The sequence below is a fragment of the Variovorax sp. LG9.2 genome (genome assembly GCF_035018885.1).
In the GTDB taxonomy this organism is placed as follows: Bacteria; Pseudomonadota; Gammaproteobacteria; order Burkholderiales; family Burkholderiaceae_C; genus Variovorax.
This window is the reverse complement of sequence record NZ_JASJXB010000006.1, coordinates 59,935-85,239: the sequence shown is the minus strand read 5'-3', so window position 1 is coordinate 85,239 and position 25,305 is coordinate 59,935. Positions and strand designations below refer to the sequence as shown.

Genomic DNA, 25,305 nt, shown 5'->3' with positions numbered 1-25,305 from the left:
CGCGGTCATTCGAAGACCACCTCGAACGGGCGAGCCGCGCGTGCGACCGTCGTGCTGCGAAGGATCGGTCCGGCTCCGGTCGACGCGTCGGGCAAGAGCTGGCTCCTGAAGGCCTGCACGGCATGGCGTTTGCGCTCGGCAGCATCGGCATCGAGCACGATGCGGCGCGCCCGACTCCAGGGGAGACGCGTGTCGGCGGGCTTGGCCCAATGCCACGCCCACACCGGCACCTCGATCAGGCGTGCACCGCTGTGCAGCGATGCCACGGAACAGGCATCGCCGGTGGCTTCATGGTCCGGATGGCCGTCGCGGCGCCAGGTGGTGAAGAGCACGTCGTCGGCCGTGAGCAGCGGCGCAAGCCGTTCAGCGAGCAAATCGCGATAGCCCTCGATCTGGCCATCGGGCAGGCCGAGTCGCACGGGCTCGGTAGCGATGCCGAGCCGATTCAATGCGATCCGGCTTTCATGCGGCCGCTCGCGCACCAGCCGTTCTACCGGCCATTCGGTAGAGCCGACATGGCTCGCAGTGCCGTCGGTGACGGCGACGATCAACACGGGTGTGCCGAGCCGGGCGAGCTGCGCGAGCAGCCCGCCAACCGCCAGGATTTCGTCGTCCGGATGCGGCGCCACCACCACTGCACGTGCGCCGTGCGGCACCATCTCGCTGGCCGTCAGGGCGGGCAGTTGCGTCAGGCGCGGCCAGCCCAGCCATTCGGCTTCAGTGGTGCCGACGCCTTCGATGGCGCGGTCGTTTGGCACGGAGATCACAGCATCCATGACGCGGCTTTCGATTCCAGCGCCAGCGCGCCGAGCGAGGCCAGATCGCGCTCAGCGTGGCTTTGTCGCAGGAACACCGGCAAGTCGGCCATGGCGCGGGCGAAGCGAGCGTCGCGGCACAGCGGCCCGGCGCCGAGTGCGCGGCCCGCGTGGTGGATCACTTCTTCGGCGGCATGCTCGACCACCAGCCGCGCACGCATGGCGACGGCCTGTGCATCGGCATCGCGATGCGTGTCGATCCACTCCGCCGATTCCCGCAGTACCGCCGCGGCACCTGCCAGCGCCACATCGATGGCGCCGAGGTGCGCCAGCTGGTGCGGTGCCTTGCTGCCACCTGAACGCTCGTGCACGGTTCGGGCAATGCCCCAGGCGCCGCCGTACCAGCACGCAGCGATGCCGGCGCCGCCATGCCAAAAGCCGGTACGTCGCGTGTAGTCACCGGGCTGGCCGAGTTGCGTGGCATGCGCGCCATCGAAGCGGACATCGACGCTCGCGCTGCCCGCCATGCCGACGGCGTGCCAGCCTTGTTCTGTCACCGTGACGCCCGGTTGCTGCAGGGACACCGCAGCGACGCAGGGCTCGCCGGCAGCGTTCCATCCGCTGACGACGGCGTGCGTGACGCTTGCCGCACCGGAGCACCACGCCTTGGTTCCGTGAAGGCGCAGAGTCGGAGAAGCGGCATCTGTCGGGGACAGCGACGAAGCCGAAGTCGCGGGGGATCGTGAAGAGCTACCGTGCGCTTCGAAAGCGACGCGAGCGTCCGGTGGCTCGGCACACCAGGTCGCCCACAGTGAGCCGTCCGGCGCGTCGCCTCCGAGTTCCGCCAGGATGGCGAGCGCATCGGTGTGACCTTCGAACAGCTTGACCAGAGAGAGATCGTGCGCCGCGACCGCCGCGAGTGCTCGCCACCGCTTCAACGTTTCGCCCGCGCCCGGCAGGGGCAGCCGATCTGCGCCAGCTTCGACCAGCGCTGCCAGCGTCAGATCGTGGCCATATTGCTTTTGCAGGCGCTCGAATCGGTCGTCGGTCACGGGAGCAAGCATGGGGTGGTCCCTCGGTCTCTTTGTTGTCTGGTTGTCGTGTTGCGCAGCGGCGTGAGCTTTGAGTTGCCCGCGAAGTGGAAAGACCGTACGTGTGCGTTCGAACGCGTCCCGTCGGCGCAGCGCGCCGCCGTTTGTAGGGCGGCGCATCGGCCATGTCGTAGGTCCTTAGCCCATGCGATGCGCCTGGCGCCGACGGCTGTAGATACGTTGCCGAATCTCCCACATTGGTCATAGGCCGTCCGACGCATTGCCGCTTGGAGCGGCCCATGAAAACATCCCGCGCTGGACAACGAGGACCCGGATGGACGACACCATCAAGCAGCTGGTCGCGGAGCGCCGCGTCGCACTCGAAGGCACCGACGACGGGCGCCGGCCGTGGGGTCTTGCCTTGTCGGGCGGCGGCATCCGGAGCGCTACCTTCTGCCTGGGCATGCTGAAGGCGCTTGCGCAGCGAAGACAACTCCTCAGATTCGATTTGCTTTCGACGGTTTCTGGCGGCGGCTACATCGGCTCGACCTTCGGCCGCCTGTGCACGCGCGCCACCACGCCGGACGAAGTGCGCGCGGTAGAAGGCGCCTTTGCCGAAGTCGACAACGTGCGCTTCGGCTGGTGGCTGCGCAGCAATGGGCGCTACCTGATCCCGGGCGGCATGCGCGACACGCTCTTCGCTGTCGCGTTGTACCTGCGCAATCTGCTCGGCACGCACATCGAGATCGCGATTGCGGCGTGCCTCATCGGCCTGGGGCTCGCCTGTGTCGACCTGGGCCTGTGGGAAGCGATGGCACGCACCGTCGATCTCGACAACGCCGAGACGGTCATCGCGCCGGTGCGCTGGGCCACGCAACTGCCCACGCTTTGGCTGATGATGCTGGTGCCCTGGGCGCTGTCGATCGTGCTGGCCGATGCGTACTGGTCGGTGCGCGACCGGCCGTCTGTTTGGGCCATCGTCGGCATGATGGCGCTGTGGTGCGCGCTCTTTGGCGCCGCGTTCTATGTCGGCCCGACGCTGGAGCTGCAATACAGCGCGCCGGTGTGGCTGGTGCCGGCTTTCGGCGGCTTCGCGGCAACCTGGGTGATCGCGCTCGGATGGGTGCTCTATCGCACCCTGCGCGGATGCGTGGCGGCCGCGATGCGCAATGAACTCACCGACACGCTGGCCTCGATGCTGTACCTGATGCTGGTGCTCGGATTGCTCGGCGCACTCGATCGCAGTGCCTGGTGGCTGGCCGCGGAAACGCGCGAAACGCGGGCCTCTTATGGCGGCGTGCTGCTGATCGGCGCGGCCGCGCTGCGCGGTGTGTTGCCCATGCTCTACAGCGGCAAGAGCGAGTTGCCCGGCGTTGGCCGTCAGCTGCTGATGACGCTCGGAAGCTTGTTCGGATTGATCGTCGCTTTCTGCCTCGCCGCATGGTGGATCGCGGTGCTCTACGCGGGCGTGCTGCTCTCCGTGTTCACTGAAGATGGGCTGGAGTTTTCGCGGGGCTGGGTCTGGCTTGCGACGATATTCGTCGTCGTCTTCGGCTATGCGTGGATGACGGGGCGCAACTTCGCGTTTCTCAATTTGTCGTCGCTGCACATGTTCTACAAGGCGCGCATCGTGCGCGGCTATCTGGGTGCGGCCAACAAGCATCGGCTGGGCGCCAATCCGCTCGACGGGCTGTCGGCGTTGTCGCCGCCGGAGGTGCCGGTCGGCTCGGTCGACGACGACGACGATCTGGCGCAACTCAAGTACGCGCCGCACCGCTTCGGCGGACCTGTGCACTTCATCAACGTGTGCATCAACCAGACGCACGACCCCAAGCAGAAGCTCTTCAACCGCGATCGCAAGAGCCTGCCGTTGACCATCGGCCCGCTGGGCTGGATGCAGGCGGTCGGCGCGCCCTGGGCCAAGGCGCGGGGCGAGGCCGCGCTCACGGTAGGCGCCTGGACTGCCATCTCCGGCGCGGCGTTTGCACCCGGACTGGGTCGCATGACGAAGCGCGGCATCGCGGCACTGTCGGTGTTCGCGGGACTGCGGCTGGGCTATTGGTGGAACAGCGCGAAGGCCGGCATTCTGCAGGTTGGTGCGGCGCGGCATGCGACGACCTTCCTGATGAAGACGCGCTTCATGCTGTTCGAATGCTTCGGTGCTTTTCCGGGCAGCGGATCGGCCAACTGGTATCTGAGCGACGGCGGTCATTTCGAAAATACCGGCGTGTATGCGCTGCTGCGGCAGGAGGCCGAACTCATCGTCGTGGCCGACTGCGGCGCCGACCCCAACTACCGCTTCAACGATCTTGAAAATCTCATCCGCCGCGCCCGCATCGACCTCAGCGCCGACATCGTTCTGTTGAAGCCGTGCGTCGATGCCGACTGGCCCTACGTCGGCGTGTTCGGCTCGCTCAATGACCTGGCATCTACCAACAGCCAAGCGTGCCTCGCCCTGGCGCGCATCGACTATGAGAGCGGCCTGCGCGGCCACATGGTCCTGGTCAAGCCCAACATGTCGGCCGAGCTGCCGGTCGACCTCGTCAACTTCAAGGCGGCGAATCCGCTCTTTCCGCAACAGCCCACAACCGATCAGTTCTTCGACGAAGCGCAGTGGGAAAGCTACTTCAGGCTCGGTGCTGAAATCGGCAACAGGCTCGATGGCGAGATGCTGTCGCGCATCGCTCACGGCACGCACGACCTGTTCAAGATCGACGACGGGCAGATCGGGCCGGCGCTGGCACATGCGAACGCCGTCAGCGCGGTGAACGCGGCCAATGCGGCCGCAGCGACCGGCGCCGGTGGCGCGAATGGCGCCGTCGCCACCGTCAGCCGGCTGCAGGCGCGCGTGCTCAAAGCAGGTGCGGTGACGGCATCGATCGGTATCGGCACTGCCGCCACCTTCGGCGTCGCGGCATGGCAGGGCATCGACAGCTGGCGCACGCAGGCCGCGCAAAAGCAAAGCGCAGAGGCAGCCGCGTTCAAGGACCTGACCGACCGCTGGGCCAAGCTTCGAATCAACGCACCGCCGGGCGAAGCGCCTTCGTCGTTGGCCGGCGAACTGCTGCGCACGGGCGACCTGTTGTGCCGATCGGGCAGCGACAACTTTCTGGCGAACTTCAGGTTGTCGGTGCACATCGTCGACGATGCAAAGAAGGCCTGCGCACAAGAACTGGAGAACGCGGGCGTCGGCATCGGTACACCGGTCGATCCAGACAAAGTGAGCGTCAGCCCGGCGTGCGCGCGATTGCTCAGCCCCGACAACGACATCGGTTGCCTGCAACCCGCGCCGTCGACGGCCTGCGCACCGCGCTACTGGGCGCGCGACTACACCGGCGTGACGCCGGCGCAGTCGAACTGCAGCGGCCTGGGCGCAGGCGCGGGTTCTTTTGCCGAGGCGTTATGGACCCGGCTTCGGGCGCCGTTCGATGCGCGGCGCGTGGCGTTTCGGGGGGCGGGTGCGGCGCCTGAGCCGCTACCTTTGCCTTCGCGGATACCGACCCCGTCGGCGACTGGGCCTGAGCCGGTCGGCTCGGCGACGCCACCCATCACCGCTGCCGTACGAGAGACGCAACGCCCACCGCCGTCATCGACCGCGTGCAGCGGCGCGCTGGTCTACATCCAGATCTTCGGTCCTGAATCGCGCGATGCTGCCCGTGCTTTCCGACCTGCGTGGCGCGCGTTGGGTGCTTCGGTGCCGCCGATCGAAGACGTGCTCGCCAGCGCACGCACCGCTGGCCGCTCGCCCCCCGAAGGCCATCCTGTCCCGACCATCCTGTATCACGACGCCAGTCTGCGCGCGTGTGCAGATGCGTTGGCGCAAACCGCCAAGCCGCCGTCGGGCAAGTGGCGCGTGGCGGCGTTGCCGAGTCGACTGAATGGCGCACCGGGGACGATCGAGGTCTGGTTGCCACGGCCGGCGTTGTATTCGCAGACGGGTGGGAGCGGGGCAGGGCGTTGACGCTTCTTCGAGGCGTCTGCCATCGCCGCTTGCGCAAGGTGTGTTCCTCGCCGTCATCAAGGGCCGGGATCGCTCCACGGTGGCATATGGTGTTTAGCTGAGCAAGCAACAGCGACGGAAGAGCCGCTGGACAGAGGCATCAGATCGATCGCTGGTTGACCCGCTTGGAAAGTTGCTCGGCGCTCTCCCTTCGTTCGCTGTAGCGGTCCACCAGATAGGCAGCCGAGTCGCGCGTGAGCAGGGTGAACTTCACCAATTCTTCCATTACGTCGACGACTCGCTCGTAGTACGAAGAGGGCTTCATGCGGCCCGCATCGTCAAACTCCATGAACGCCTTCGCGACTGACGACTGGTTCGGGATGGTGATCATGCGCATCCAGCGCCCCAGCACCCGCAGCTGGTTGACGGCATTGAAGGACTGTGATCCGCCCGATACCTCCACCACCGCGAGCGTCTTGCCTTGCGTGGGCCGGACCGCGCCGATGGCCAGAGGAATCCAGTCGATCTGTGCTTTCATGATGCCGGTCATGGCACCGTGTCGCTCGGGCGAGGTCCAAACCATGCCTTCGGACCATTGCGCCAGGTCGCGCAGCTCCTGCACCTTCGGATGGTCTTCTGGCGCGTCGTCCGGCATTGGCAAGCCCCGCGGGTCGAAGATGCGTGCTTCCGCGCCGAGGGCCTGCAGCAAACGTGCAGCTTCCTCGGTCAGCAGCCGGCTGTAGGAGCGCTCGCGCAGCGATCCGTAGAGCAGAAGGATGCGCGGTGCGTGCATGGAGCGCTCGGTTGGATGCAGCTGCTGCAGATCTGCTCTGTGGAACAGCTCTGCATCGATGTTCGGGAGGTCAGGCCTTGTCGACACGCTGCCCCTTCGCGTCGATCACCGCGGCGCCGTCTTCCTTGGCAAACGCTGCCTGCTGCGGCTGCGGCAGGATGTCGAGCACCGCTTCCGAAGGACGGCACAGCCGGGTGCCGAGTGGCGTGACCACGATGGGACGGTTGATAAGGATCGGGTGCTGCAGCATGAAGCCGACGAGCTGCGCATCAGTCCACTTCGAATCACCCAGGCCGAGGTCGTCGTAGGGCGTGCCCTTCTGTCGCAGCACGTCGCGCACTGGCATGTCCATCGCCGCCAACAATTGATCAAGCGTCGCTCGATCGGGTGGATTCGTGAGGTACTCGATCACCTCTGGCTCCTCGCCGGAGTTGCGGATGAGCGCGAGCACGTTGCGGGAAGTACCGCAATCGGGGTTGTGATAGATCGTGATGTGAGTCATTGGGTCGGGAGCAAAAGATGGGCGCATTGCTCAGCTCAGGCGCAGAGCGAGTGCGGCCAAAGTCACAAAGAGCACCGGCACGGTCAGCACGAGGCCGACCTTGAAGTAGTAGCCCCAGGAGATGGTCGTACCTTTCTTGGCCAGCACATGCAACCAGAGCAGCGTCGCCAGGCTGCCGATGGGCGTGATCTTCGGGCCAAGGTCGCAGCCGATGACGTTGGCATAGATCATGGCTTCTTTCACCACCCCGGTAGCGGTGGAGGCCTCGATCGACAGGGCACCAATCAGCACGGTTGGCATGTTGTTCATCACCGAGGACAGCAGCGCCGTGAGGAAGCCGGTGCCGATTGCCGCGCCCCAGATGCCGCCTTGCCCAAAGATGTTCAGCAGGCCGGCGATGCGGTCGGTCAGGCCCGCGTTGCGCAGGCCGTAGACCACCAGGTACATGCCCAGCGAGAAGATCACGATCTGCCACGGCGCGTTGCGCAGGACTTTGCGCGTGCTGATCACGTGACCGCGCGCAGCCACGGCAAGCAGCAGCGCAGCAGCGACGGAGGCGACTGCGCTCACCGGCACACCCAGCGGCTCCAGGGCAAAAAACCCGACCAGCAGGAGGACGAGCACGACCCAGCCAGCGCCGAAAGTTGCCCGGTCCTTGATCGCGGCGGAGGGCGTCTTGAGCTGCACCACGTCGTAGGTCGCGGGGATGTCACCGCGGAAGTACAGCAGCAGCACGACCAGGCTTGCCAGCACCGAGGCCACGTTGACCGGGACCATCACCGCAGCGTATTCGTCAAAGCCGATCTTGAAGAAATCGGCCGAGACGATGTTCACCAAGTTCGAGACGATCAGCGGCAGGCTGGCGGTGTCGGCGATGAAGCCTGCGGCCATCACGAAGGCAAGCGTCGCGGCCGGCGTGAAGCTCAGGGCGATGAGCATGGCCATGACGATCGGCGTCAGGATCAGCGCGGCGCCGTCGTTGGCGAACAGTGCCGACACCGCCGCGCCGAGCAAGACGATCAAGGCGAAGAGAAGGCGCCCTCGGCCGCCTCCCCAGCGCGCGACGTGCAACGCCGCCCATTCGAAGAAGCCGGCTTCGTCGAGTAGCAGGCTGATGATGATCACAGCCACGAAGGTGGCGGTGGCGTTCCAGACGATGCTCCATACGACGGCGATGTCGCTGAGGTGAACAACACCCAGAACCAGGGCGATCACAGCCCCGAGCGAAGCGCTCCAACCAATGCCCAAGCCCCTCGGTTGCCAGATGACCAGGGTGAGAGTGCAAACGAACAGAAGAACCGCTGTCAGCATGCGCAGACAGCCGTGCTCGATGGAAGGCAGGGTTCGCCTTCACAGCAGTTATCGGTCAGGTAGTCGAGCAGTGCGCTCATCTGATCGAAGGCCGCGCGGTAGATCAGGTTGCGGCCCTGACGTTCTTGGGAAACGAGTCCGGCATGCGTCAGCTCCTTGAGGTGAAACGACAGGCCGGTTGCCGGAACTCCGATGGCCTCTACAAGCGCCCCCGGTGTCAATCCTCCGGGACCAGCGACGACCAGGCAACGGAAAACTTGCAACCGCACGGGTTGGGCCAAGGCGGCAAGAGAGCGAACAACGGCTTCAGAATTCATTATTCAATGATAGTTGAACCATTGAATCGTTTTATGAAGGTTATGCGACGCGGCGCGAGCCCGCTCAAATTCAACGGACTTCGCAATCGACACTGCTGCTTCTTACAGCGGCGGGGGTCGAGGGCCCCGTAGAACTATTGAACGCCGGTGGCGGCGTGAACTGCATGCCGGGATTGCGGGGGAGAACGACTGGTGGTTGCTGGAAGCTCGATGTGTAGCCGAACTGCCCTGCGGAAAATGACTGCGAACCGGCAGGGTTCGTCACATGGATGAGTCCGTCCAACACTTGGAGATAAAGACCGGGCGTAAGAATGGCAGCGCCCGTCGCTGCTGGTGACGGAGCCGTAGTTCTGCCTGTGGCCGTGGGTGGCGCGTACTGGCCTACGAACGTAGTGGCCATGGCCGGCGCGGCGGCACCCAAGGTCGACAGCAGTGCCATCAGGATGAGAGATTTTTTCATGGCTGCAGGATCAGGTTGAGGGTTCCGGCGCCTTGCAGGTCGCCCTTGGAAGTTTTGATCACCGTCGAGCCGGGGCTGCGTTTGCCCAGTGCCCCTGGCGTGCTGATAAAGCCGCCCTGCACCAGTTCGACGATCGAGCGGTCCAGCTGCGGCTGCGCCGGGTCGTAGGCGAAGCGGTTGAGCGAGATCACGGTGTCCGGCTTCATCAGGATCTCGGCGCCGTCGGTGAACTTCACCAGCGCGTACCCCTTCGATTCCGTCGTGAGGGTGTCGCCCTCGCGCACCGTCGAGCCGACGGCCAGCATCTTGGTCGAGCCCTGGGTGCCGCGCGCGACCACCAGACCGGACAGCGTGGTGATGCTGGCGACGATCGGCGCGCTGTCGGCGGTTTGAACGGACTGGGCTTGGGACGGTTGGGCCATGCTCGCTTGCGAGCAGACCGCGGCCAGGATAGACATGGCTGTTAAGCGCGCAGCGAAAAATTTGGCGGTGTTTTTCATAGGGCTTCAGTTGCAGTACATCTTTTTGACGGGCTCGTTTTTCGTGCCGGTTTTGTCGTTTGCGGCTGCAACTTCCTGGGCGACGCTTGTGGAAATGCCCTGGGCGGTTTGTGGCTCGAGGTTGGCGTAAGCGTTCGGTGCGACGGTCTTGATCACCTCGTTCATGACCTGCAGGACCGGCACGACCGGCTTTGACGGCGACGGCGGCGACAGCACGATGCAGAGCGCCGAATCAGGCGCGATCGAACAGATGCTGACCGGCTGTTCAACAACTGGCGTCACAGGTGTCGTGACCACCGGCGTCGTGACCACCGGCGTTGTCGGTGCTGTCGTCGCCTTCACCTGCGCCACCGTACTTCCGGATGCGGGGTAGATCACCGACAGCGTGCCGGTCGTCTCCGGGGTGACTACCGGTGTCGTGTTGACTTGCGAAAACGTGCCGGTGCGGCCTGAGCTGGCGACCAGGAAGTCGGCCACAGCGCCGTTGGTCGGCATGCCGCCACGCAGGGTCGAGACATTCACCGCGCCCGCCAGTTGCACAGCACCGTTCACATTGAATTGATCGGACGTGGCGTCGGCCAGGCGGATGTTCAACGCACCCATCGGGCCCTGCGTGTATTGGCCGTTGAGGGTCAGCGTGCCGATCTGGTCGGAACCGCCAGGCGCAACGACGCCGTTGTTGACCAGCTTGCCGCCTTCGCCGTTGATGTTGATCGTGCCGGTGCCGCGGATCGTTCCTGCGTTGTAGAGGTCCACGCCGTTGTTGCTGAGCAGCGTCGCGCTCGATGCGATCTCGATGGTGCCGGCGTTGGCGTTGGCTTGAGTGAACGCGACGCCGAAAGAGCCGCCTTCGATCTTCAGCACGCCACCGGCGAGGTTCGTGAGCGGTGCCGGCGTCGTGCCGCTGCCGGTCTTGACGAGCGTGCCCGCGTTGAGCAACTGGCCTTGGTTTCCACCGCTGAACGCACCGGTGCCGGTAGAGTCGACCTTCAGCAACGCGCCGGCTTCGTTGTTGATCACCGTCGTGGTTGCGAGCTCGAGGCGCGAGCCGTCCCGCACGTCCACGACGCCGCCCGACTTGTTGTTGAAGACCGCGCTCAGGTTGAAGGCCAGCACGCTTGGCGAAGCCGGGCCGACGGTGACCGTGCCAAAGTTTTCCCAGGTCGCGCCACTGTCCAGCACCAGGTTCTTGACGACGTTCACCAGGCCGTATGTCGTGAGCTTGTAGCCCGAGCCCCGGATGAACGTGAAAAAGCGACCGGGGTCGTCGCTCAACGTCGGCGCGGTCGCGCCCAGCGTCACGTCGCCCAGCAGGGTCACGTTGCCCGACCACACCATGGCGCCCGCGCCAATGATGTCGACACCGCCGGCCACATTCGAGTCGCTCAGCACCAGCGTGGAGGACGGCGCCACGGTGGCGTGGCCACCCAGGGTGCTTTGGTCAAGAGTGAGCTTGCCGGCGTCGACGATGAGGCGGCCTGTCGGGCCGTTGGTCAACCCCGTGATCTGCTGGGCGCCGGTCGACGTTTTGACGATGTCGCCGTTGTTGATCAGGCTCCCCCCATCGGTGGCGCCGGTCAATGCGAAACCGTTGCTGCCCGACAGGGTGATGCGGCCGGTGTTCGTGAGGCTCGTGGCCGGCTCCATCGGATTGACCAGGTTGATTGAGCCGTTGTTCACGATGTCAATCTGACCGGCATTGTTCCAGGCGCCCTTGAGGGTCTGCTCGGAATCGATCGACACGCGGCCACCCGTTTGCACATTCACCGACGCGGCGTTGATGGACGAACCCGCGCCCAGCGTCGTGGTGCCGCCGGTGATGTTCAGCGTGCCGTTGCCCAGGGCCTCGCCTTGCGAGACGTCGAGGCGACCACCATTCAGATTCACATTGGCGTTGACTGTGGCCACGTGGCCGCCCTCGCTGGTGCCGCCGAAAAAATTGTTCTTCAGGTCGAGGTCGAGCGCGCCCGAAGTGCTGGTGATGGGCGCGTTGACGGTGACGTCGTTGTGCGCCCTCAGCGTCAACCGGGCGTAGTCGCCCGCGGTCTTGGCGATAGCGGCGTTGACCACGATGTTGCCCACGCCCGCGCCACCGGCACCGGTTACCAGCGACACGCTCGTGCCCTGGTTCAGTTGCGCCGTGATCACGTCGGCCCCGACCGTCGTCCCCGTCTCGGTCGACGTGACGACACCACCGTTGTTCAGGTCCGCCCCACCGCCGCCCGCCACGACCACCAGGTTGCTAGGGTCGATCAGCCATTCGCCGCCCTTGCCCACGATCGGCGCGTGCTTGACGTTCAGGCTGAGGTGCCCAGACGTGTCCAAAAATCCACCGGGACCGTTGCTGCCCGTGGCCGAGATGCGCCCGTCGATGTTGGTGTTGTCCGCGGACAGGACCACGTTGCCCCCGGAGGTTCCGTTGGCGCTGATGTCCGACGTCGAGGTTGTCTTCAGGTCGGTGGCGCGCAGGAACACGCGGCCGCCCACGCTTTCGGCGCTGCTCGCGCTGACCGTGCCTGCGTTGGTCACCAGTCCCGCGGCCAGGCCGATGCGGCCGGCGTCGGCGACGATGCGTCCGAGGTTATTCACGTCGCCCTTGGTGCCGGTGAGTTCCACGGTGACACCGGGATGGCCGGTGTCGATCAGCTGCACGTTCTGCGCGGCCGCGAGGATCACTTCCCCCTTGGGCGCGTTCAGCATGCCGCTGTTCTCTACCTTTGGCGCGACCAGGTAGATACTGCCGCCGCTGGCGGCGTTGATGGTGCCGGCGTTGCGCACTGCGCCGGCACCGCCACCATTTGCTGGCGACGTGAAGTTGAGGCGTCCGGCCAGGAAATCCGTGTCGCTCACGCCCAGCGTGCTGGCAATGAAGCTGCCTACGTCGATGCGCGCGCCTTGCCCCACCAGGATGCCCGACGGGTTGATCAGCCAGAGCGCGCCATTCGCCCGGATCTGCCCGTAGATCTGCGACGGGTCACCGCCGGTCACTCGCGCCAGCAGCGCTGCTGCGGCGCCCGGCTGGCGAATGTCGACCAGCGCGCCCGAGCCGACGTTGAAGGTCGAGAAATTGACCAGCGCCTGGTTGGTCGTCTGGTTGATGTTGAGCGTCGTGCCGTTCTGCACGATGGAGGCTTGGCCGCCAACGACGGTGCCGCCCGTGGGCAGTGCGCCCGCTGCGATCTGGGCCAGCGCGCCGCCGGCCCCGCCGGCACAGATGGCCGCGACCACCAGCGGCAGGAAGCGGAGCTTGAAGGATTCGGTATTCATTGGCTGTCTTCCTTTTCAGAACGCGAACATCGCACTCAGATGGGTGCGCCAGTCGCCGCGCTTCTCGATGAAAGAACTGCCCGACTCAAGCACGCGGGCCACGTCCAGCCGGACGCTGAAGTCGCGACTCAGGCTGTAGCGCGTGCCTACGCCGGCGCTGGCGACGTTCGTGCTGCTCGGCAAATAGGTGCCCGCGGCCTTGTGGTTGGCGCCGTACCCGGCATCCACGAACGCCAGGCCGCGGAGGTTGCCTGGCAGGCCAAGTCGAGGGCTCAGTTCGGGTGTGTAGAGCTCGGCGCTGAGCACCAGGCCACTGTCGGCAACCACCGCGCGCTCGTCGAAGCCTCGCACCGCGTTCGCGCCGGTGAGGCCGAATTGTTCGCTGGCCACCAGCGGCGTGTCGGTCAGCTGGGCGTTGCCGGCCAGACGCACTTGCCACCCGCCCGGCAAGGCCTGCAGGAAGTTGACGGCGCCGTGCGCGACCACGAAGCCGTCGCGCGTGTCGCGGTTGCCCGGCGTCAGGTACGAGTAGCGGTCGGTGCGGCCGTCCAGGTTGGTGAAGCGCTGGCCGCTGGCCATGTTGCGCGACAGGCCGATGTTGTAGTTGATCGACTGGTCCACGCCCTCGCGCTGAGAGATGTACGTGACGCTGAGCGGTGTCGTCGTGTACGGCACGCACGAGGCCACCGGCGGCGTCGGACCGGCGATGCTGATGGGCTGGCCGTTGACGTCGCAGCGCGAGTCGATGCTCCTGCGGTCGAAGCCGAAGACGATCTTGGCGGTGCTTTCTCCGGTGCGCCCGAGAAAATGGTTGTAGCGGATGCCGACGGTCTCGCCCTTTCCGGTGAGGCCCAGCACGCCGCCGAGCGTGGGCGAGCTCGATGGCGAATTGACGCTCGACCGGCCGTAAACCAGGTCCAGGCTGTCGCCCAGGTTGTACAGCGGGATCCGGTAGCCCACCGAATACACGCCCAGTTTCTGGCCGGACGGGCTGTCGGGCGAAGTCGTGTAGGCCAGCGTGCCCACATGGTCGAGGCCAAACAGGTTGGCATGCTGGATCGCGACGCCGGTGCGCCACTGGCCGCTGCTGGCCGTGCCCGTGTTGTCCACCGTGGCGATGATGCGCAGCGGGTTGTAGTCGACCACGGACACCTTCGCGTCGATCGTGCCGGGCAACGCGCCTTCCGCCATCGACACCGAGATCTGCTTGGCCGGGTTGTCGTTGGCCAACTGGATCGATTCCGAGAGCTCGCCCAGGCGCGGCGGCGCGCCGGTCTTCAGCTTCATGCTCGCGCGGATGTTTTCGGTCGTGAAGTGCTCGTTGCCGACGACGGTGACCGAGGTCACCACGGCCTCGACGACGCTGATCCTGATGGTTCCGCCGACGAGTTCCTGCTCGGGGACAGTCACCTTCACGGCGGTGTAGCCGGCCTGGATGTACACGCCCTCGATGGCGTCCACGGCACGCTGCACGTCGCTGAATTCACGTTGCGCGCCGGTCAGGGGCGCCAGCGCGAGAGCGATTGACTCGCTGGAGACCAGCGTGTTGCCCTCGACCAGATAGCGCGAGATCTCGAATCTTGGTACCGCAGCGGAAGGAGCCGGTTCGGCCGCTTGGACCGCAGAACAGGCAAGCGCGCAAAGGGCCAGCGTCGTCAGTCGCGACGCCAACGGGAAACTGCATGAATTCATCGCATCTTTTACGGATGGCGGCGTGAACGACGGCCGCCGTGATTGTTGAAGTCGCACAAGAGCCAACGCTGGAGCAACCATGAGCCGCGACCCTTGCCTCCCGCCTTCTGACACGTTCAAAGAACCGGCCCCAATCCGTCGGCGTCTTTCCTTGCTCGATAGGAGAACGTGCGAAACCCGTTTTCAGCGCGAACCAGCGCACCTGACAAAAGTTACCAACGGTAACATGCGGGCGCTTCGTTCTGGGCGGTGAAAGTTGTGCAGTGGCTCATGCAGGCGACTTTTCTCACTCGTGTCCGAAACTCGCCCGGTATTTGATGGGGCTGAGAGAGCCTGGGGAGATCGTGATCCGCTTCTCGTCGTGCCCTGCGAGGGCAGATAAAACGTCTGTTTCTGGCCGATGGCCGCCTTGTTATCCAACCAAAGGTTTGCGCAAGACCATGTTGCGCCGGGTCACGCGAAAGCCACAGCTTTCATAGAGTCGTGCGGCGTCGTGTGCGTTGTCGGCGTCTACGCCCAACACGGACTCGCTCATGCCAGCATCGCGTTGTGCATGGAGTGCCTTGGCGATAAGGGCGCGCGCCAAGCCACGCCGACGCCATGGTGCGCCGACACTGATAAATTCAGTTTCACCGCGCCGACGGTTCTGTGTCAGGTTCTGCTCTTCATTGATAAAGGGCTTGACCTGTCCGGCCACCCGCCCGCTCTCAACGTGCCATGCCACTTGCCACAGGTGCGGCTGGAAAGTCGGCAGCGTGGTCCAGCGCTCAAAGTCGCCTAGCTTTGGCGGTGCGACGCCCCAGTGTCCTTGCAAAGCTTCCATGTGGGCATCGAAGATCGCGCGCAAATGATCCGGATGCACCGGACGCACCTCGAAGCCCTCGGGCAGTGCTACATCAGGTATGTCAGCGAGCGTTTCTCGCTCCATGAGCAGAAAGTGGCGCACGGATACGTAGCCAGCCCTACGCAGCATTGCTACGCGGCTTATTTCGCCTTCGGTCACGAAAACGTGATGTACGAATACAGCTTCGTGATGGCGCGCAACCTTACGTTGTCGCTCCTCGACCCAGCGCAACAACTCCGTGCCGAAGCCGCGACGTCTGAAGGCCGGATGTACGAAACCAACCTGCCCTTGAGCTAGCAAGCCGTTTTCGTCGATCCAGTGCGAGGTGCGCACGTAGCCCATCAACTTGCCGTCTACCTCGGCCATGATGATGTCGCGAACGGGGTCGAAGTCAGTGAACCGGGCGTAGTCTTGACGTATGTGTTCAGGCGTTCGGACCCATCCCATGTTGTCGGTTGCAAACACTGCGTTGGCCACATCGGCCATCGCTGGAAAATCCTCGTCGCCGGCAAATGGCCGCAAGCAAAGGCCAGGTTGAAGGTTTTCCATTGGTTGTCCGGTTATGGCCTGATAGGCGCCATGAGGTCTCATTCAAGGTTTGGCCCAGTACGCAACCAGGGGTGGAGCACAACGGTCTAGTGACCTTGCCCCTGGAATCCGTACCCCATAGCCGAGTTCATGAGTTGGCTTGCTGTGGCTAATTGGCAAGCCAGTCCTGCTCGAACTGCATCGGGCTGACGTATGCCAGCGTCGAGTGCAGCCGGTCGCGGTTGTACCAGAGCAGCCAATCGATGGTTTCGTCCTTCGCCTCACGCCGGGTCTTGAACCGTTTGCCGTGCAGCCGCTCCACCTTCAACGACCCGAAGAACGTCTCACTGCAAGCGTTGTCCCAGCAGTTGCCCTTTCGGCTCATCGAGCTGGTGATGCCGTACTCGGCCAGCATCGCCCTGAAGTCGTGGCTGGCGTTGGGTGCCCCTGTCGCTGTGGAAGATCAGCCCGGTCTCCTTACCCGGATGACGCTTGAACCACGCCATGCGCAATGAATCGATCACGATGTCTCGCGTCATGTCGCTTCGCAGCGACCAACCGATCACCTGGCCACCGCCAGGAACAACCAGCCTTCGTCGGTGGCGATGTAGGTGATGCCGCCTGCCCAGACCCGGTCGGGCTCGTGCACGGTGAACTCGCGGTTCAGCAGGTTGGGCGAGATCGGCAGATCCTGCCTGCTGTCGGTTGTGACCTTGAAGCGGCGCTTGCCTCGGGCCCGGATGCCATGACGTTGCATGAGCTTTTGCACCAATATCCCGCCAAGCCAATCCGCAGCACCCGGCATTGCACCGAGATCGGCCACACGCGTCGGTGGCGTGGGTGTTGGCGTTAAATGAAGGCGTACTTCACCGCTGCGCTTTCGCGAAGTACGGCGTCGCTTTTTCCAGGATGTCGCGCTCCATCTTCACGCGCGCCAGCTCGGCTCGCAGCCAGCTGATCTCCATCTGCTCGGCGCTCATGGCCTTGCTGTCAGCCCCGCTGAGCTTGCCTTCGCGCTTGGCCTTGACCCAATTGAACAGGGTTTACTCGACCAGCCCCAAAGTGCGTGCCGCTACCGCGATGCTCTGACCACCCTCGGCCAGCCGCACCGCCTCCTGCTTGAATTCGAACGTGTAGCGCGCTCTTGCCGTCTTCGTCATCTGCGTTCTCCTTGCTTGAATTGAAACACTCAGCAAGGGGTACGTTTTTCGGGGGCAAAGTCACACATAAACACCTCCTAGAACGCTGCGGGTCGCCATTTGAGCAGGCGTTTCTCAAGTGAGGTCAGCAGAAAGTCCGCCAGCAGTGCGACCACTGCGAGCACGATCATGGCTGCGAACACGCCGCTGGCGTTGAACGCACCTTGCGCCGTCGAGATCAGGAGACCGATGCCTTCTTTGGCGCCGAGAAATTCACCGACGACTGCGCCGACCAGTGCGAAACCGAAGCTCACGTGCAGGCTCGCGAGGATCCACGACATGGCCGAGGGAATAACGACCGACATCGTCACCTGGCGGGGCGAGGCACCCAGGATCTGGGCATTCGCGATCATGTATTTGTCCGCTTCGCGCACACCCTGGAACGCGTTGCCGAACACCACGAAAAAGACCATCACGACCGCCAGCGCCACCTTGGAGGCCATGCCCAGACCAAGCGCGATCACGAAGATCGAGCCCAGCACCACACGCGGGATCGAGTTGGCGATCTGGATGTAGAGGCTGAACACATCCGACAGCAGCTTGTTGCGGCCCAGCAGGATGCCGCAGATGACCCCGGCAATGGACCCGATCAGGAATCCGATCACCGTTTCCTCCAGCGTGACCGCGACCTGTCGCCATAGCGAGCCTTGCGACGTACCGTCGCGCGCCCACTCGACGATCTGGTCCCAGATCATGGAGGGCATCGAGTAGAAAAACGGATCGATCCATTTGTTGCGAGCGGCCAGTTCCCAGCCGCCGAGCACGATCACCAGCACCAGCACGCGCAGGCCGATGATCATGCTGCGGCGTTGGCGGATACGGCGCTGGGCCGCCTCCGATTCGCGGGCGAGCGCCTCGTCGCTCAGCATGGCTGGCAGCGCGGCGGGAAGAACAAGTTCAGTCATCGAATGGGCTCCGCAAGACGTGTGGAAACAAGGGTATTGGCTGTCATGTCAGCACCACTTCCTGGCGTAAGTCATCCCAGATGTGCTTGGAGAGCTCGATGAATTGCGGGTCGTAGCGCACCTCGGAGGTCACCCGCGGTCGCGGCAGGTCGATCTCGTACACGCGCTTGAGCGTGCCGGGTCGCGCTGACAGAACGAACACGCGGTCGGCCAGCGCGATGGCTTCCTCGAGGTCGTGCGTGACGAACACGACCGAGCCGCCGGTACCCGACCAGAGCTTGAGCAGCTCGTCCTGCATCAAAGTGCGTGTCTGCATGTCGAGCGCAGAAAAAGGCTCGTCCATCAACAGAATTTCAGGGTTGTTGATGAAGGTCTGCGCCAGCGCCACGCGCTTGCGCATGCCACCGGACAGTTGATGCGGATAGTGGCCACCGAACTTGCCGAGGCCCACGCGATGCAGCCACTCCGTGGCGAGTTCCATCGCCTCTTTCTTGGCCATGCCGCGGAACATCGGGCCGGCGGCGATGTTGTTGATCACGCTGCGCCATGGAAACACGGCGTCGGCCTGAAAGACGAAACCGATGCGCGGATCGATTCCCTGGACCGGTTGCCCCATCACCTTGACTTCGCCCACGGTGGGACGAAGCAAGCCAGTGATCATGTTCAGCGTGGTCGATTTGCCGCAACCGGTCGGCCCCACGATGGCAACGAACTCACCGCGCGCCACGGACATGTTGAAGTTGCGCAGTGCCACCGTCGCGTTGCCGTCATTGGAGATGAACCGCAGCGAGACGTCCTTGAAGACGATGGCGGGAGAATTGTCTGCCATGCTCACTTGGCCGCAGCTGCCAAGTAGGCGTTGGTGTAGGTCTTGGACAGATCGATGTTCTTGCTTTTGACCAGTGGCTTGTAGGTGGCGAGCACCTTGAGAACCGTCTCTGGGCCGCCGGCGGGCATCTTCCCGTCGGTCGTGAACATGGACAGCGATGAAGCCAGCGCCTGGACGTAGAGGGCCTTGTCGCTGCCGTAGTAGTCGCGCGGCACCTTCTCCGCGATTTCTTCCGCGCTGTGGGTGTGCAGGTACTCCATGGTGCGCGCAAAAGCGTGGGCCAGCTTGGTCGCCTGGTCCTTGTGTGCCTCGGCCCATGTGTTCTGCACGTAGAAGCTGGCTGCCGGATACAGCCCGCCCAATGCCGCGGCGGTGTCTTTCTCGGTGCGCAGGTCGACCAGCACCTTGGCCTCGCCGCTCTTCAGCATCTCGGAGATGGTGGGTTCGGTGGTCATGCCCGCCTGGATGCGGTCCTGCTTCATGGCTGCAACGAAAGTGTTGCCGGCACCCACGGGCAGCAACGAATAGTCTTTTTGCGCGATGCCCTGGCGGTCGGCAAGGTACCTGGTCAGGAAGTCGGTCGAGGATCCGAGCCCGGTCACACCCAGCGTCATTCCCTTGGCGTTGGCCATGCTCTTGAAGCCGGCCGCGGCCGCCTTGGTCGAGACCAGTTCCACTTCGCCGGGCACCTTGCAGAACACCGCAATCGCCTGGATCTCCTTGCCCTTGCTCTGCAGGTCGATCGTGTGGTCATAGAAGCCGACCACACCTTGTACGGCACCGGCGATCAGCTGGTTTTCTGCATCGACGCCGGTAGGTTGCGACTGGAGTTCGACATTCAGGCCCTCGTCCTTGAAGTAACCGAGCGCCTCGGTCAGCTTGGCCGGCAGATAGATGATCTTGTTGATGCCGCCCACCATGATCGTGATGGGCGCGTCGGCCGCCTGGGCCAGTGGCGCCATGAGCACCAAGGCGCCTGAAGTGGCCGCCAACAGCGCGCGGTGAAGTACTGAGCGTGAACGAAGCATGGAGCGTCTCCTGTGAATGTGCCCCAGTCTAGGAAGCGCGATCTTTCAGCGAGCTTTCGCTTGCTGGTCTGTTTTGTCATGGTTATCCCTAGCGCGAGTGGCTTCTCCCTAAAATCGAAGGCCCGTTCGCCCCATGAAACTGCTCCTGCTCGAAGACAACGCCCAGCTTGCCCTTTGGCTCGTCAGCCTGCTGCGGGAGCAAGACTTTCTGGTCGATCACGTGGACGACGGCGACGCTGCCGACCGGCTTCTGCAGCAGACCCGCTACGACGTCGTGCTGCTCGACTTGAACGTGCCACGCCTGTCGGGCAAAGGCGTGTTGCGTCGGCTGCGCGAACGCATGGATCCGGTGCCGGTCATTGTGCTGACCGCGACGGCATCGCTCGACCAGAAGGTGCTGTGTCTGGAGATCGGTGCCGACGACTACCTGGTGAAGCCTTTCGAGATCCGCGAACTCGTCGCGCGCATCAAGGTGCTGGTGCGGCGTCAGATGTCCGGCAAAGCCAATGATGTGGCTTGCGGCGACCTGAAATACGATTTGCGCACGCGCCTTTTTTTGCTTTTGGACCAGGAGCTCACGCTGCCGCCACGCGAGCGTGCGCTGCTCGAGACGCTCATCCTCAAGGTGGGGAGCACGGTATCGAAGCAGTCGTTGATGGACGGCATCTTCAGCCTTGACGAAGAGGCCAGTGCCGACGCAGTCGACATCTACATCCACCGCCTTCGGAAGAAGCTCGAAGGAAGCCGGGCCACCATCATCACACTGCGCGGCATCGGCTATCTGCTGCGTGAACGCGAAGAGGGCTGAAGCGTGTTCGCCAGCCTGCGACTCCGGCTGGCCGTCTGGTTGCTGCTGCCACTGTCCGTGTTCGTCGCGGTGTGCGGCCTGCTCAGCTGGCAGAACGCCGCGCAGGTGGCGGACTACGTGCAGGACCACGATCTTCTCGCGTCCGCGAAGGTGCTGTCCGACCGATTGATCTGGGAAGGCGATGCCGTGCAGGCCAGCGTTCCGCCGTCGGCGTTGAGCCTGTTCGTATCGCCCGATCGCGACCGCGTGGTCCTGAGCGTTTCGGGCGCAGACGGCGAACTGCTCGCGGGCTCGCCTGCCTTTCCGCTGCCGTCGGTACGAAAGCCCGAAGGCGTGGACCAGGCACAGTGGTACGACACCCATTTCGAGGGACTGGCATTGCGCGCCGTCGTGACCACGCGGTCGATGTACGACGTTGCCGGAGCGCAAGGCATCACCGTCGCCGTCGGAAAGACCACGCGCAGCAGGGATCACATGATCCGCACGCTCTGGTGGCCGACGATGGGGTATCTGCTGGTGGCATTGCTCCTCGCCGTCTTGTTGAGTGCGGCGGCATTGACGCTCGAGTTGCGGCCGATCGTCGGTCTCAGCAAGCAGCTGGCTGCGAGCGATCCGCTGCACTTCGATCTGGTGGTAGACCCCGGAAAGTTGCACAGCGAGCTTCGCCCGGTCGCCGAGACGATCAATCGGTTCGTGGCCCAGCTGAGACGGCATGCGCAGGCACAGCGCCGTTTCATCGCCGATGCGGCGCACCAGTTGCGCACCCCCCTGATGATGCAGGCCACTCAGATCGAATATGCCCGCTTCACACGGCGCCACCGAACCGACTGGAGCACGCGTCGCGAAGACATGGACGCTCTGTGGCTGGCCATGCAGACGAGCAACCGCCGACTCGTGGATGTGACCAACAAACTGCTGTTGCTGGCACAAGCCGAACATGGCGATGCGCATACGCAGCTGGAGACGGTGGACCTGATCGCGACTGTGGTGCGGGCTATCGAGCATCTGGCGGCTTTGGCAGACCGCCGCCGGATCGATCTCGGCATGGAGGCTTCGGAGCCGGCCGACGGCGTGCACGTGATGGCCCAGCCCGCGCTCCTGGATGCGCTGGTGTCCAACCTCCTCGACAACGCGCTGCGCTATACGCAGGAAGGCGGCAGGGTCACGGTCGGCGTACGGCAGTCGGCGGACGGCATCGAGCTGTCGGTGGAAGACAACGGACCTGGAATTCCGGCCGAGGCGATAGGGCGCGTGTTCGAGCGCTTTTATCGAGCGTCCGACAGCCCCGATGGAACAGGGCTGGGACTTGCCATCGTCCAGGAGATCGCCCGCGCGTTTCACGCCACGGTCCAGTTGCGTCCGCATCCTGTTGAAAAGCAGGGTCTGTTGGTGACGGTGCAGTTCAGGCGAGCAACGGTCTGAGTTTTACCGGCGCTGTCTTCTGGTGGATCACCGTCACGGCAAGAGCGCGCTCGGACAACCCCGATGAAGCGCTGCCGCCGGCGTCACTGACCAAGATGATGACCAGCTTCCTGGTCGAGCAGGCGCTTCGATCGGGCAAGCTCAAGAAGGAAGACCTTGTTTCGGTCAGTGAGTACGCCTGGTGCCGCGGATCGAGCACCGAGTCGTGCATGTACCTGCCGCTCAACAGCCAGGCGACGGTGATCGACATCCTGCGCTGCTCTACACCGATCCCACGGTCGACGGACTGAAGACCGGCCACACCGAGGAAGCGGGCTACTGTCTTGTCACGTCGTCCAAGCGCAACGGGATGCGTCTGATCACGGTGATCCTCAACACCAGCAGCGCAAAGGCACGTGCAGACGAGACGCGCTCGCTGCTCGGATGGGGCTTCGCCAACTTCGAGCAGGCCACGCCCATCCAGCCCAACACGGCGGTGACAGCTGCCAAGGTCAACTTCGGCAAGGCCGACACGGTTCCCGCGGTTCTGGGGTCACCATGGACAGTGACCGTGCCGCGCGGTCAAAAGGTGCAGACCGCAGTGCAGATCAAACCTGGGCTGGAGGCGCCAGTGACCAAGGGCGCGGTGATCGGCAAGGTGGTTGCGAGCTCGAATGGCAAACAGGTCGGAGAAACCCCGCTGGTCGCGCAGGCCGATGTGGAACGCGCGGGCCTGATGCTGCGCTCATGGCAGCGCGTGACCAAGTTGTTCGAAAAATGAGCCTGCGCGCGGTCCCCTCTGGTCTGATGTCGTAGGGCGTTCCTCTCAGGGGAAGCCGGACAACAGACGGGAGTGTCCGGGTTTGGCCCGCAAGCCGTCCGATCACCGCAGCTTGTCGTTCTTCCAAATCGCAGTACCCAGCTTGTCGGTGACATCCGCCGCTGCACGCTTTGCAGACAGACCGAAGTTGCCCTTGAATTCGCTGAACTCGGCAATGCCATTTCCTGTTGCCTTTACGCGCGTCACTTCGACACCGGCGGCATCGGTGACCTGGCACGAGATTTCGGTCGAGAAGACAGTGGGTGGCCATGTGAAAGGTGACGGCGAACTGGAGGTGGTCTTGATTTCAGGCGTGAACACCAGGACGGCACCTGAGTCTGCAATCGCCTTGGCATCGGTCGCGGTCTTGACTACGACGACGTCTTGGTAGACGGAACGCAGTGCATCGCGGATCGACTTTTCAAGATCACGATAGGGGTAGTAGCTCACACGATCGCCTCCGCCACCCGGCGTGATGACCTGCTTGGCTCGGTCCGCGTCGTTCATGGCGTAGGCCACCTTCTTCTGAAGCAGCTTTGACTCGATCCGCTCAGGAGCACCGTCGGTGTTCATGACGATAGGGTGCGCGCAGCCGGCCAGAACTGCGACGAATGCGAGTGCGGCGACGATGCGACCAATTCGAATGATGGACATGATGTTGTTTCTTGCTATGCGTTATTACTTGCCAACAGCGGCGATGAAGAGCGGGTCCGAATAGATCGCGCGCAACATGGTTCTAACGAGATCAGGGTAGGCCGCTTGACCTGCAGGAATCGCGACGATGCCCGCGAAGCTGGAGTCGAAGGTGGTGTTGACCTGGTAGATCTTGTGCAGCCGTTGCTGTGCGTTGCGCGTCACGGTCAACTCGACCTCCATGACGCCGGTGCCGGTCACAAAGCCGCCAACGCTGATTTCATTTTTCAGGATGCGCGAGTCCAGGCGTGTAGCAGCGCTTGAGTCGAAGGACGAAACCTCCTTGAGGTCGCGTATGAGCGCATCTTCGAAATACTTGGCGAAGCTGCCACTCGGTGACAGCAGCGCAGCGCCGCGCAGTGACAGCTTGTTGACGGCCTGGGTGGGGTCTGTCGGCTGCGTCGTCGCTACCGCAACAGTGCCGGGCTTGCTGGCATGAAGGCGGTCAAGCGCTTCGTAGTCAGCTGCGTACGGTGGTGCTTTCAGTTGCGCACACCCCGTCGCGAAAATCGCAAGAGCGCAGATCGCCCCGCAATGTAAACGCAGTGTCTTCATTGTTTCCTCCCCGGAAATCGTTATGCCGCGGAGTGTAGTGCGCTGGATGCAATAGCGGTAGTGACTGCGCCCAACTGCCTTGCGTTCAGGAACGCCCGACCCGACGCACCGCATCTTCACCGCGCAGCGCCTTGCCCGCATGCGCCACCACCAGGCACTCCGCGAACAGCTGCGTCGCCCGGGACGGTGTCGGCGACCGGCGCAACAGACTGACGAAACGGCACGCGTAGTGAAAGCGCTTCGGCGCCACTGCCTGCATCTGCCCGCGTTGCACGAATGCCTCCGCGTAGTGGTCCGGTAAAAAACCGAGGTACTGCCCTGACAGGATGAGCGTCGCGATCGCTTCCTGGTCGAAGCCGGTGGCCTTGCGCGGCAGCCGCGCACGGTGGCTCAGTTCCATGTTGGGCGAGTGATAGCCCAGGCCGGCGAAAGCGTGGGCGCGCAGCTTTTCCCATGTCAGCCCGACGTGTGACGCGCCGAATAACGGATGGCCAACACCGCAATAGAGCAGCATCGTTTCGCCGAAGAGGTCCGCATACGCTAGGCTGCCCGAGCTACGGTGCGACGGAATGACGCCGATGTGAAAGCGCCCGTCGATGATGCCGCGCTCGATGGTGTTGATGTTCGCGACGTGCATGTTCAAACCCACGTCCGGTGCCTTGGCGGAGAAGAGCGCGATGGCCGCACCGATGTGCGCTTGCGGGTTGCTCGCAGTCTTGTCGAAGATCGCCACTTCGAGCTGGCCGCCCATGCGGTGGTGGATGTCGTCGATGCTGTCGCGGAAGGCGTCGACCGATGCCAGCAGCCGCAGCGTTTCGTCGTAGACGCGCTGGCCGTCGGGCGTGAGCGCGAAGCCGGCCCGGCCACGCCGGCACAGGACCATTGCCAGCCGGGTTTCAAGATCCTTGACGTGGCGGCTCACCGTCGAGGTGCCGATGTTGAGCTCCAGCTCCGCCGCCGCCATGCCGCCGCACTCGACCACGCTCTTGAACACCTTGAGCAGCCGCAGGTCGATGTCGCTCAGCTGGCCGAGCACCGCGCGGAATTTGCCGGAAGTGCCGGTTGGTTGCTTTACTTTCATGAATTGCCAAGTGAACAGTGATATCGGGCCATTTGCAAGACTAACG

The 25,305-nt window shown here is 64.0% G+C and carries 22 protein-coding genes and 1 pseudogene; 5 read left to right on the top strand and 18 right to left on the bottom strand.

Annotated features, from left to right (window positions below; genetic code table 11):
• Positions 1 to 5: 5 nt before the first annotated feature.
• Together QN413_RS08235 and QN413_RS08230 are read right to left on the bottom strand one after the other, a co-directional pair.
• A complete protein-coding gene (locus QN413_RS08235; protein ID WP_323496139.1) occupies positions 6 to 776 on the bottom strand; it encodes a PIG-L family deacetylase in 771 nt (256 codons plus the stop codon).
• Positions 764 to 1,819 (bottom strand): acyl-CoA dehydrogenase, encoded by a 1,056-nt coding sequence (locus tag QN413_RS08230; RefSeq protein WP_323496138.1) that lies wholly within the window; start codon positions 1,817 to 1,819, stop codon positions 764 to 766. Before QN413_RS08230 ends, QN413_RS08235 begins: the two co-directional genes overlap by 13 nt.
• Before the next feature lie 301 nt (positions 1,820 to 2,120).
• On the opposite strand from QN413_RS08230, the gene QN413_RS08225 reads away from it, so the two are divergent.
• Positions 2,121 to 5,747, top strand: a complete 3,627-nt coding sequence (locus tag QN413_RS08225; RefSeq protein WP_323496137.1) for a patatin-like phospholipase family protein — start codon at positions 2,121 to 2,123, stop codon at positions 5,745 to 5,747.
• A 139-nt stretch (positions 5,748 to 5,886) separates the two neighbouring features.
• Here the strand turns inward: QN413_RS08225 and arsH are convergent, their stop codons facing one another.
• The 13 genes and pseudogenes from arsH to QN413_RS08160 form a co-directional block, all read right to left on the bottom strand.
• Positions 5,887 to 6,606: an arsenical resistance protein ArsH gene (gene arsH, locus QN413_RS08220; protein WP_323496136.1), complete on the bottom strand. Its 720-nt coding sequence runs from the start codon at positions 6,604 to 6,606 to the stop codon at positions 5,887 to 5,889.
• Positions 6,590 to 7,021 carry an arsenate reductase (glutaredoxin) gene (arsC, locus tag QN413_RS08215; protein ID WP_323496135.1) on the bottom strand — a complete coding sequence of 144 codons (432 nt, stop codon included), beginning with the start codon at positions 7,019 to 7,021 and terminating at the stop codon, positions 6,590 to 6,592. Before arsC ends, arsH begins: the two co-directional genes overlap by 17 nt.
• Before the next feature lie 30 nt (positions 7,022 to 7,051).
• Positions 7,052 to 8,332, bottom strand: a complete 1,281-nt coding sequence (locus tag QN413_RS08210; RefSeq protein ID WP_323496134.1) for an arsenic transporter — start codon at positions 8,330 to 8,332, stop codon at positions 7,052 to 7,054.
• Entirely contained in the window at positions 8,326 to 8,649 is a 324-nt protein-coding gene (locus QN413_RS08205) for a metalloregulator ArsR/SmtB family transcription factor (RefSeq protein WP_323496133.1), read from the bottom strand. The genes QN413_RS08210 and QN413_RS08205 overlap by 7 nt, the downstream gene beginning before the upstream one ends.
• Positions 8,650 to 8,719: 70 nt before the next feature.
• The gene (locus tag QN413_RS08200; protein ID WP_323496132.1) at positions 8,720 to 9,109 is read right to left on the bottom strand and encodes a hypothetical protein; all 390 of its coding nucleotides are present in this window, start codon (positions 9,107 to 9,109) and stop codon (positions 8,720 to 8,722) included.
• Positions 9,106 to 9,609: a hypothetical protein gene (locus QN413_RS08195; protein WP_323496131.1), complete on the bottom strand. Its 504-nt coding sequence runs from the start codon at positions 9,607 to 9,609 to the stop codon at positions 9,106 to 9,108. Before QN413_RS08195 ends, QN413_RS08200 begins: the two co-directional genes overlap by 4 nt.
• A 6-nt stretch (positions 9,610 to 9,615) precedes the next feature.
• The gene (locus tag QN413_RS08190; RefSeq protein ID WP_323496130.1) at positions 9,616 to 12,876 is read right to left on the bottom strand and encodes a filamentous hemagglutinin N-terminal domain-containing protein; all 3,261 of its coding nucleotides are present in this window, start codon (positions 12,874 to 12,876) and stop codon (positions 9,616 to 9,618) included.
• A 15-nt stretch (positions 12,877 to 12,891) separates the two neighbouring features.
• Positions 12,892 to 14,568 carry a ShlB/FhaC/HecB family hemolysin secretion/activation protein gene (locus tag QN413_RS08185; RefSeq protein WP_323496129.1) on the bottom strand — a complete coding sequence of 559 codons (1,677 nt, stop codon included), beginning with the start codon at positions 14,566 to 14,568 and terminating at the stop codon, positions 12,892 to 12,894.
• A 412-nt stretch (positions 14,569 to 14,980) separates the two neighbouring features.
• A complete protein-coding gene (locus tag QN413_RS08180) occupies positions 14,981 to 15,898 on the bottom strand; it encodes a GNAT family N-acetyltransferase (protein WP_323496128.1) in 918 nt (305 codons plus the stop codon).
• 211 nt (positions 15,899 to 16,109) lie between these two features.
• Positions 16,110 to 17,100: pseudogene (locus QN413_RS08175) on the bottom strand (IS3 family transposase).
• 77 nt (positions 17,101 to 17,177) lie between these two features.
• Positions 17,178 to 18,044: an ABC transporter permease gene (locus QN413_RS08170; RefSeq protein ID WP_416352157.1), complete on the bottom strand. Its 867-nt coding sequence runs from the start codon at positions 18,042 to 18,044 to the stop codon at positions 17,178 to 17,180.
• Between the two features lie 43 nt (positions 18,045 to 18,087).
• Positions 18,088 to 18,873 (bottom strand): ABC transporter ATP-binding protein, encoded by a 786-nt coding sequence (locus QN413_RS08165; RefSeq protein WP_323496127.1) that lies wholly within the window; start codon positions 18,871 to 18,873, stop codon positions 18,088 to 18,090.
• 2 nt (positions 18,874 to 18,875) lie between these two features.
• Positions 18,876 to 19,901: an ABC transporter substrate-binding protein gene (locus QN413_RS08160; protein ID WP_416352156.1), complete on the bottom strand. Its 1,026-nt coding sequence runs from the start codon at positions 19,899 to 19,901 to the stop codon at positions 18,876 to 18,878.
• A 133-nt stretch (positions 19,902 to 20,034) separates the two neighbouring features.
• Here QN413_RS08160 and QN413_RS08155 point away from each other — a divergent pair, with 133 nt between their 5' ends.
• From QN413_RS08155 to QN413_RS08140, 4 genes are all read left to right on the top strand, one after another.
• The gene (locus QN413_RS08155; protein ID WP_323496126.1) at positions 20,035 to 20,709 is read left to right on the top strand and encodes a response regulator; all 675 of its coding nucleotides are present in this window, start codon (positions 20,035 to 20,037) and stop codon (positions 20,707 to 20,709) included.
• Between the two features lie 3 nt (positions 20,710 to 20,712).
• Entirely contained in the window at positions 20,713 to 22,131 is a 1,419-nt protein-coding gene (locus tag QN413_RS08150) for a sensor histidine kinase (protein WP_323496125.1), read from the top strand.
• Positions 22,132 to 22,229: 98 nt separating this feature from the next.
• Complete coding sequence (locus QN413_RS08145; protein WP_323496124.1) at positions 22,230 to 22,421, top strand: hypothetical protein; 192 nt, start codon at positions 22,230 to 22,232, stop codon at positions 22,419 to 22,421.
• A gap of 59 nt (positions 22,422 to 22,480) precedes the next feature.
• A complete protein-coding gene (locus tag QN413_RS08140; RefSeq protein WP_323496280.1) occupies positions 22,481 to 22,891 on the top strand; it encodes a hypothetical protein in 411 nt (136 codons plus the stop codon).
• Positions 22,892 to 22,993: 102 nt separating this feature from the next.
• Here the strand turns inward: QN413_RS08140 and QN413_RS08135 are convergent, their stop codons facing one another.
• The 3 genes from QN413_RS08135 to QN413_RS08125 form a co-directional block, all read right to left on the bottom strand.
• The gene (locus tag QN413_RS08135) at positions 22,994 to 23,584 is read right to left on the bottom strand and encodes a hypothetical protein (RefSeq protein WP_323496123.1); all 591 of its coding nucleotides are present in this window, start codon (positions 23,582 to 23,584) and stop codon (positions 22,994 to 22,996) included.
• A gap of 24 nt (positions 23,585 to 23,608) precedes the next feature.
• Complete coding sequence (locus QN413_RS08130) at positions 23,609 to 24,178, bottom strand: hypothetical protein (protein ID WP_323496122.1); 570 nt, start codon at positions 24,176 to 24,178, stop codon at positions 23,609 to 23,611.
• Between the two features lie 85 nt (positions 24,179 to 24,263).
• Entirely contained in the window at positions 24,264 to 25,259 is a 996-nt protein-coding gene (locus tag QN413_RS08125) for a LysR family transcriptional regulator (protein ID WP_323496121.1), read from the bottom strand.
• Positions 25,260 to 25,305 lie beyond the last annotated feature (46 nt).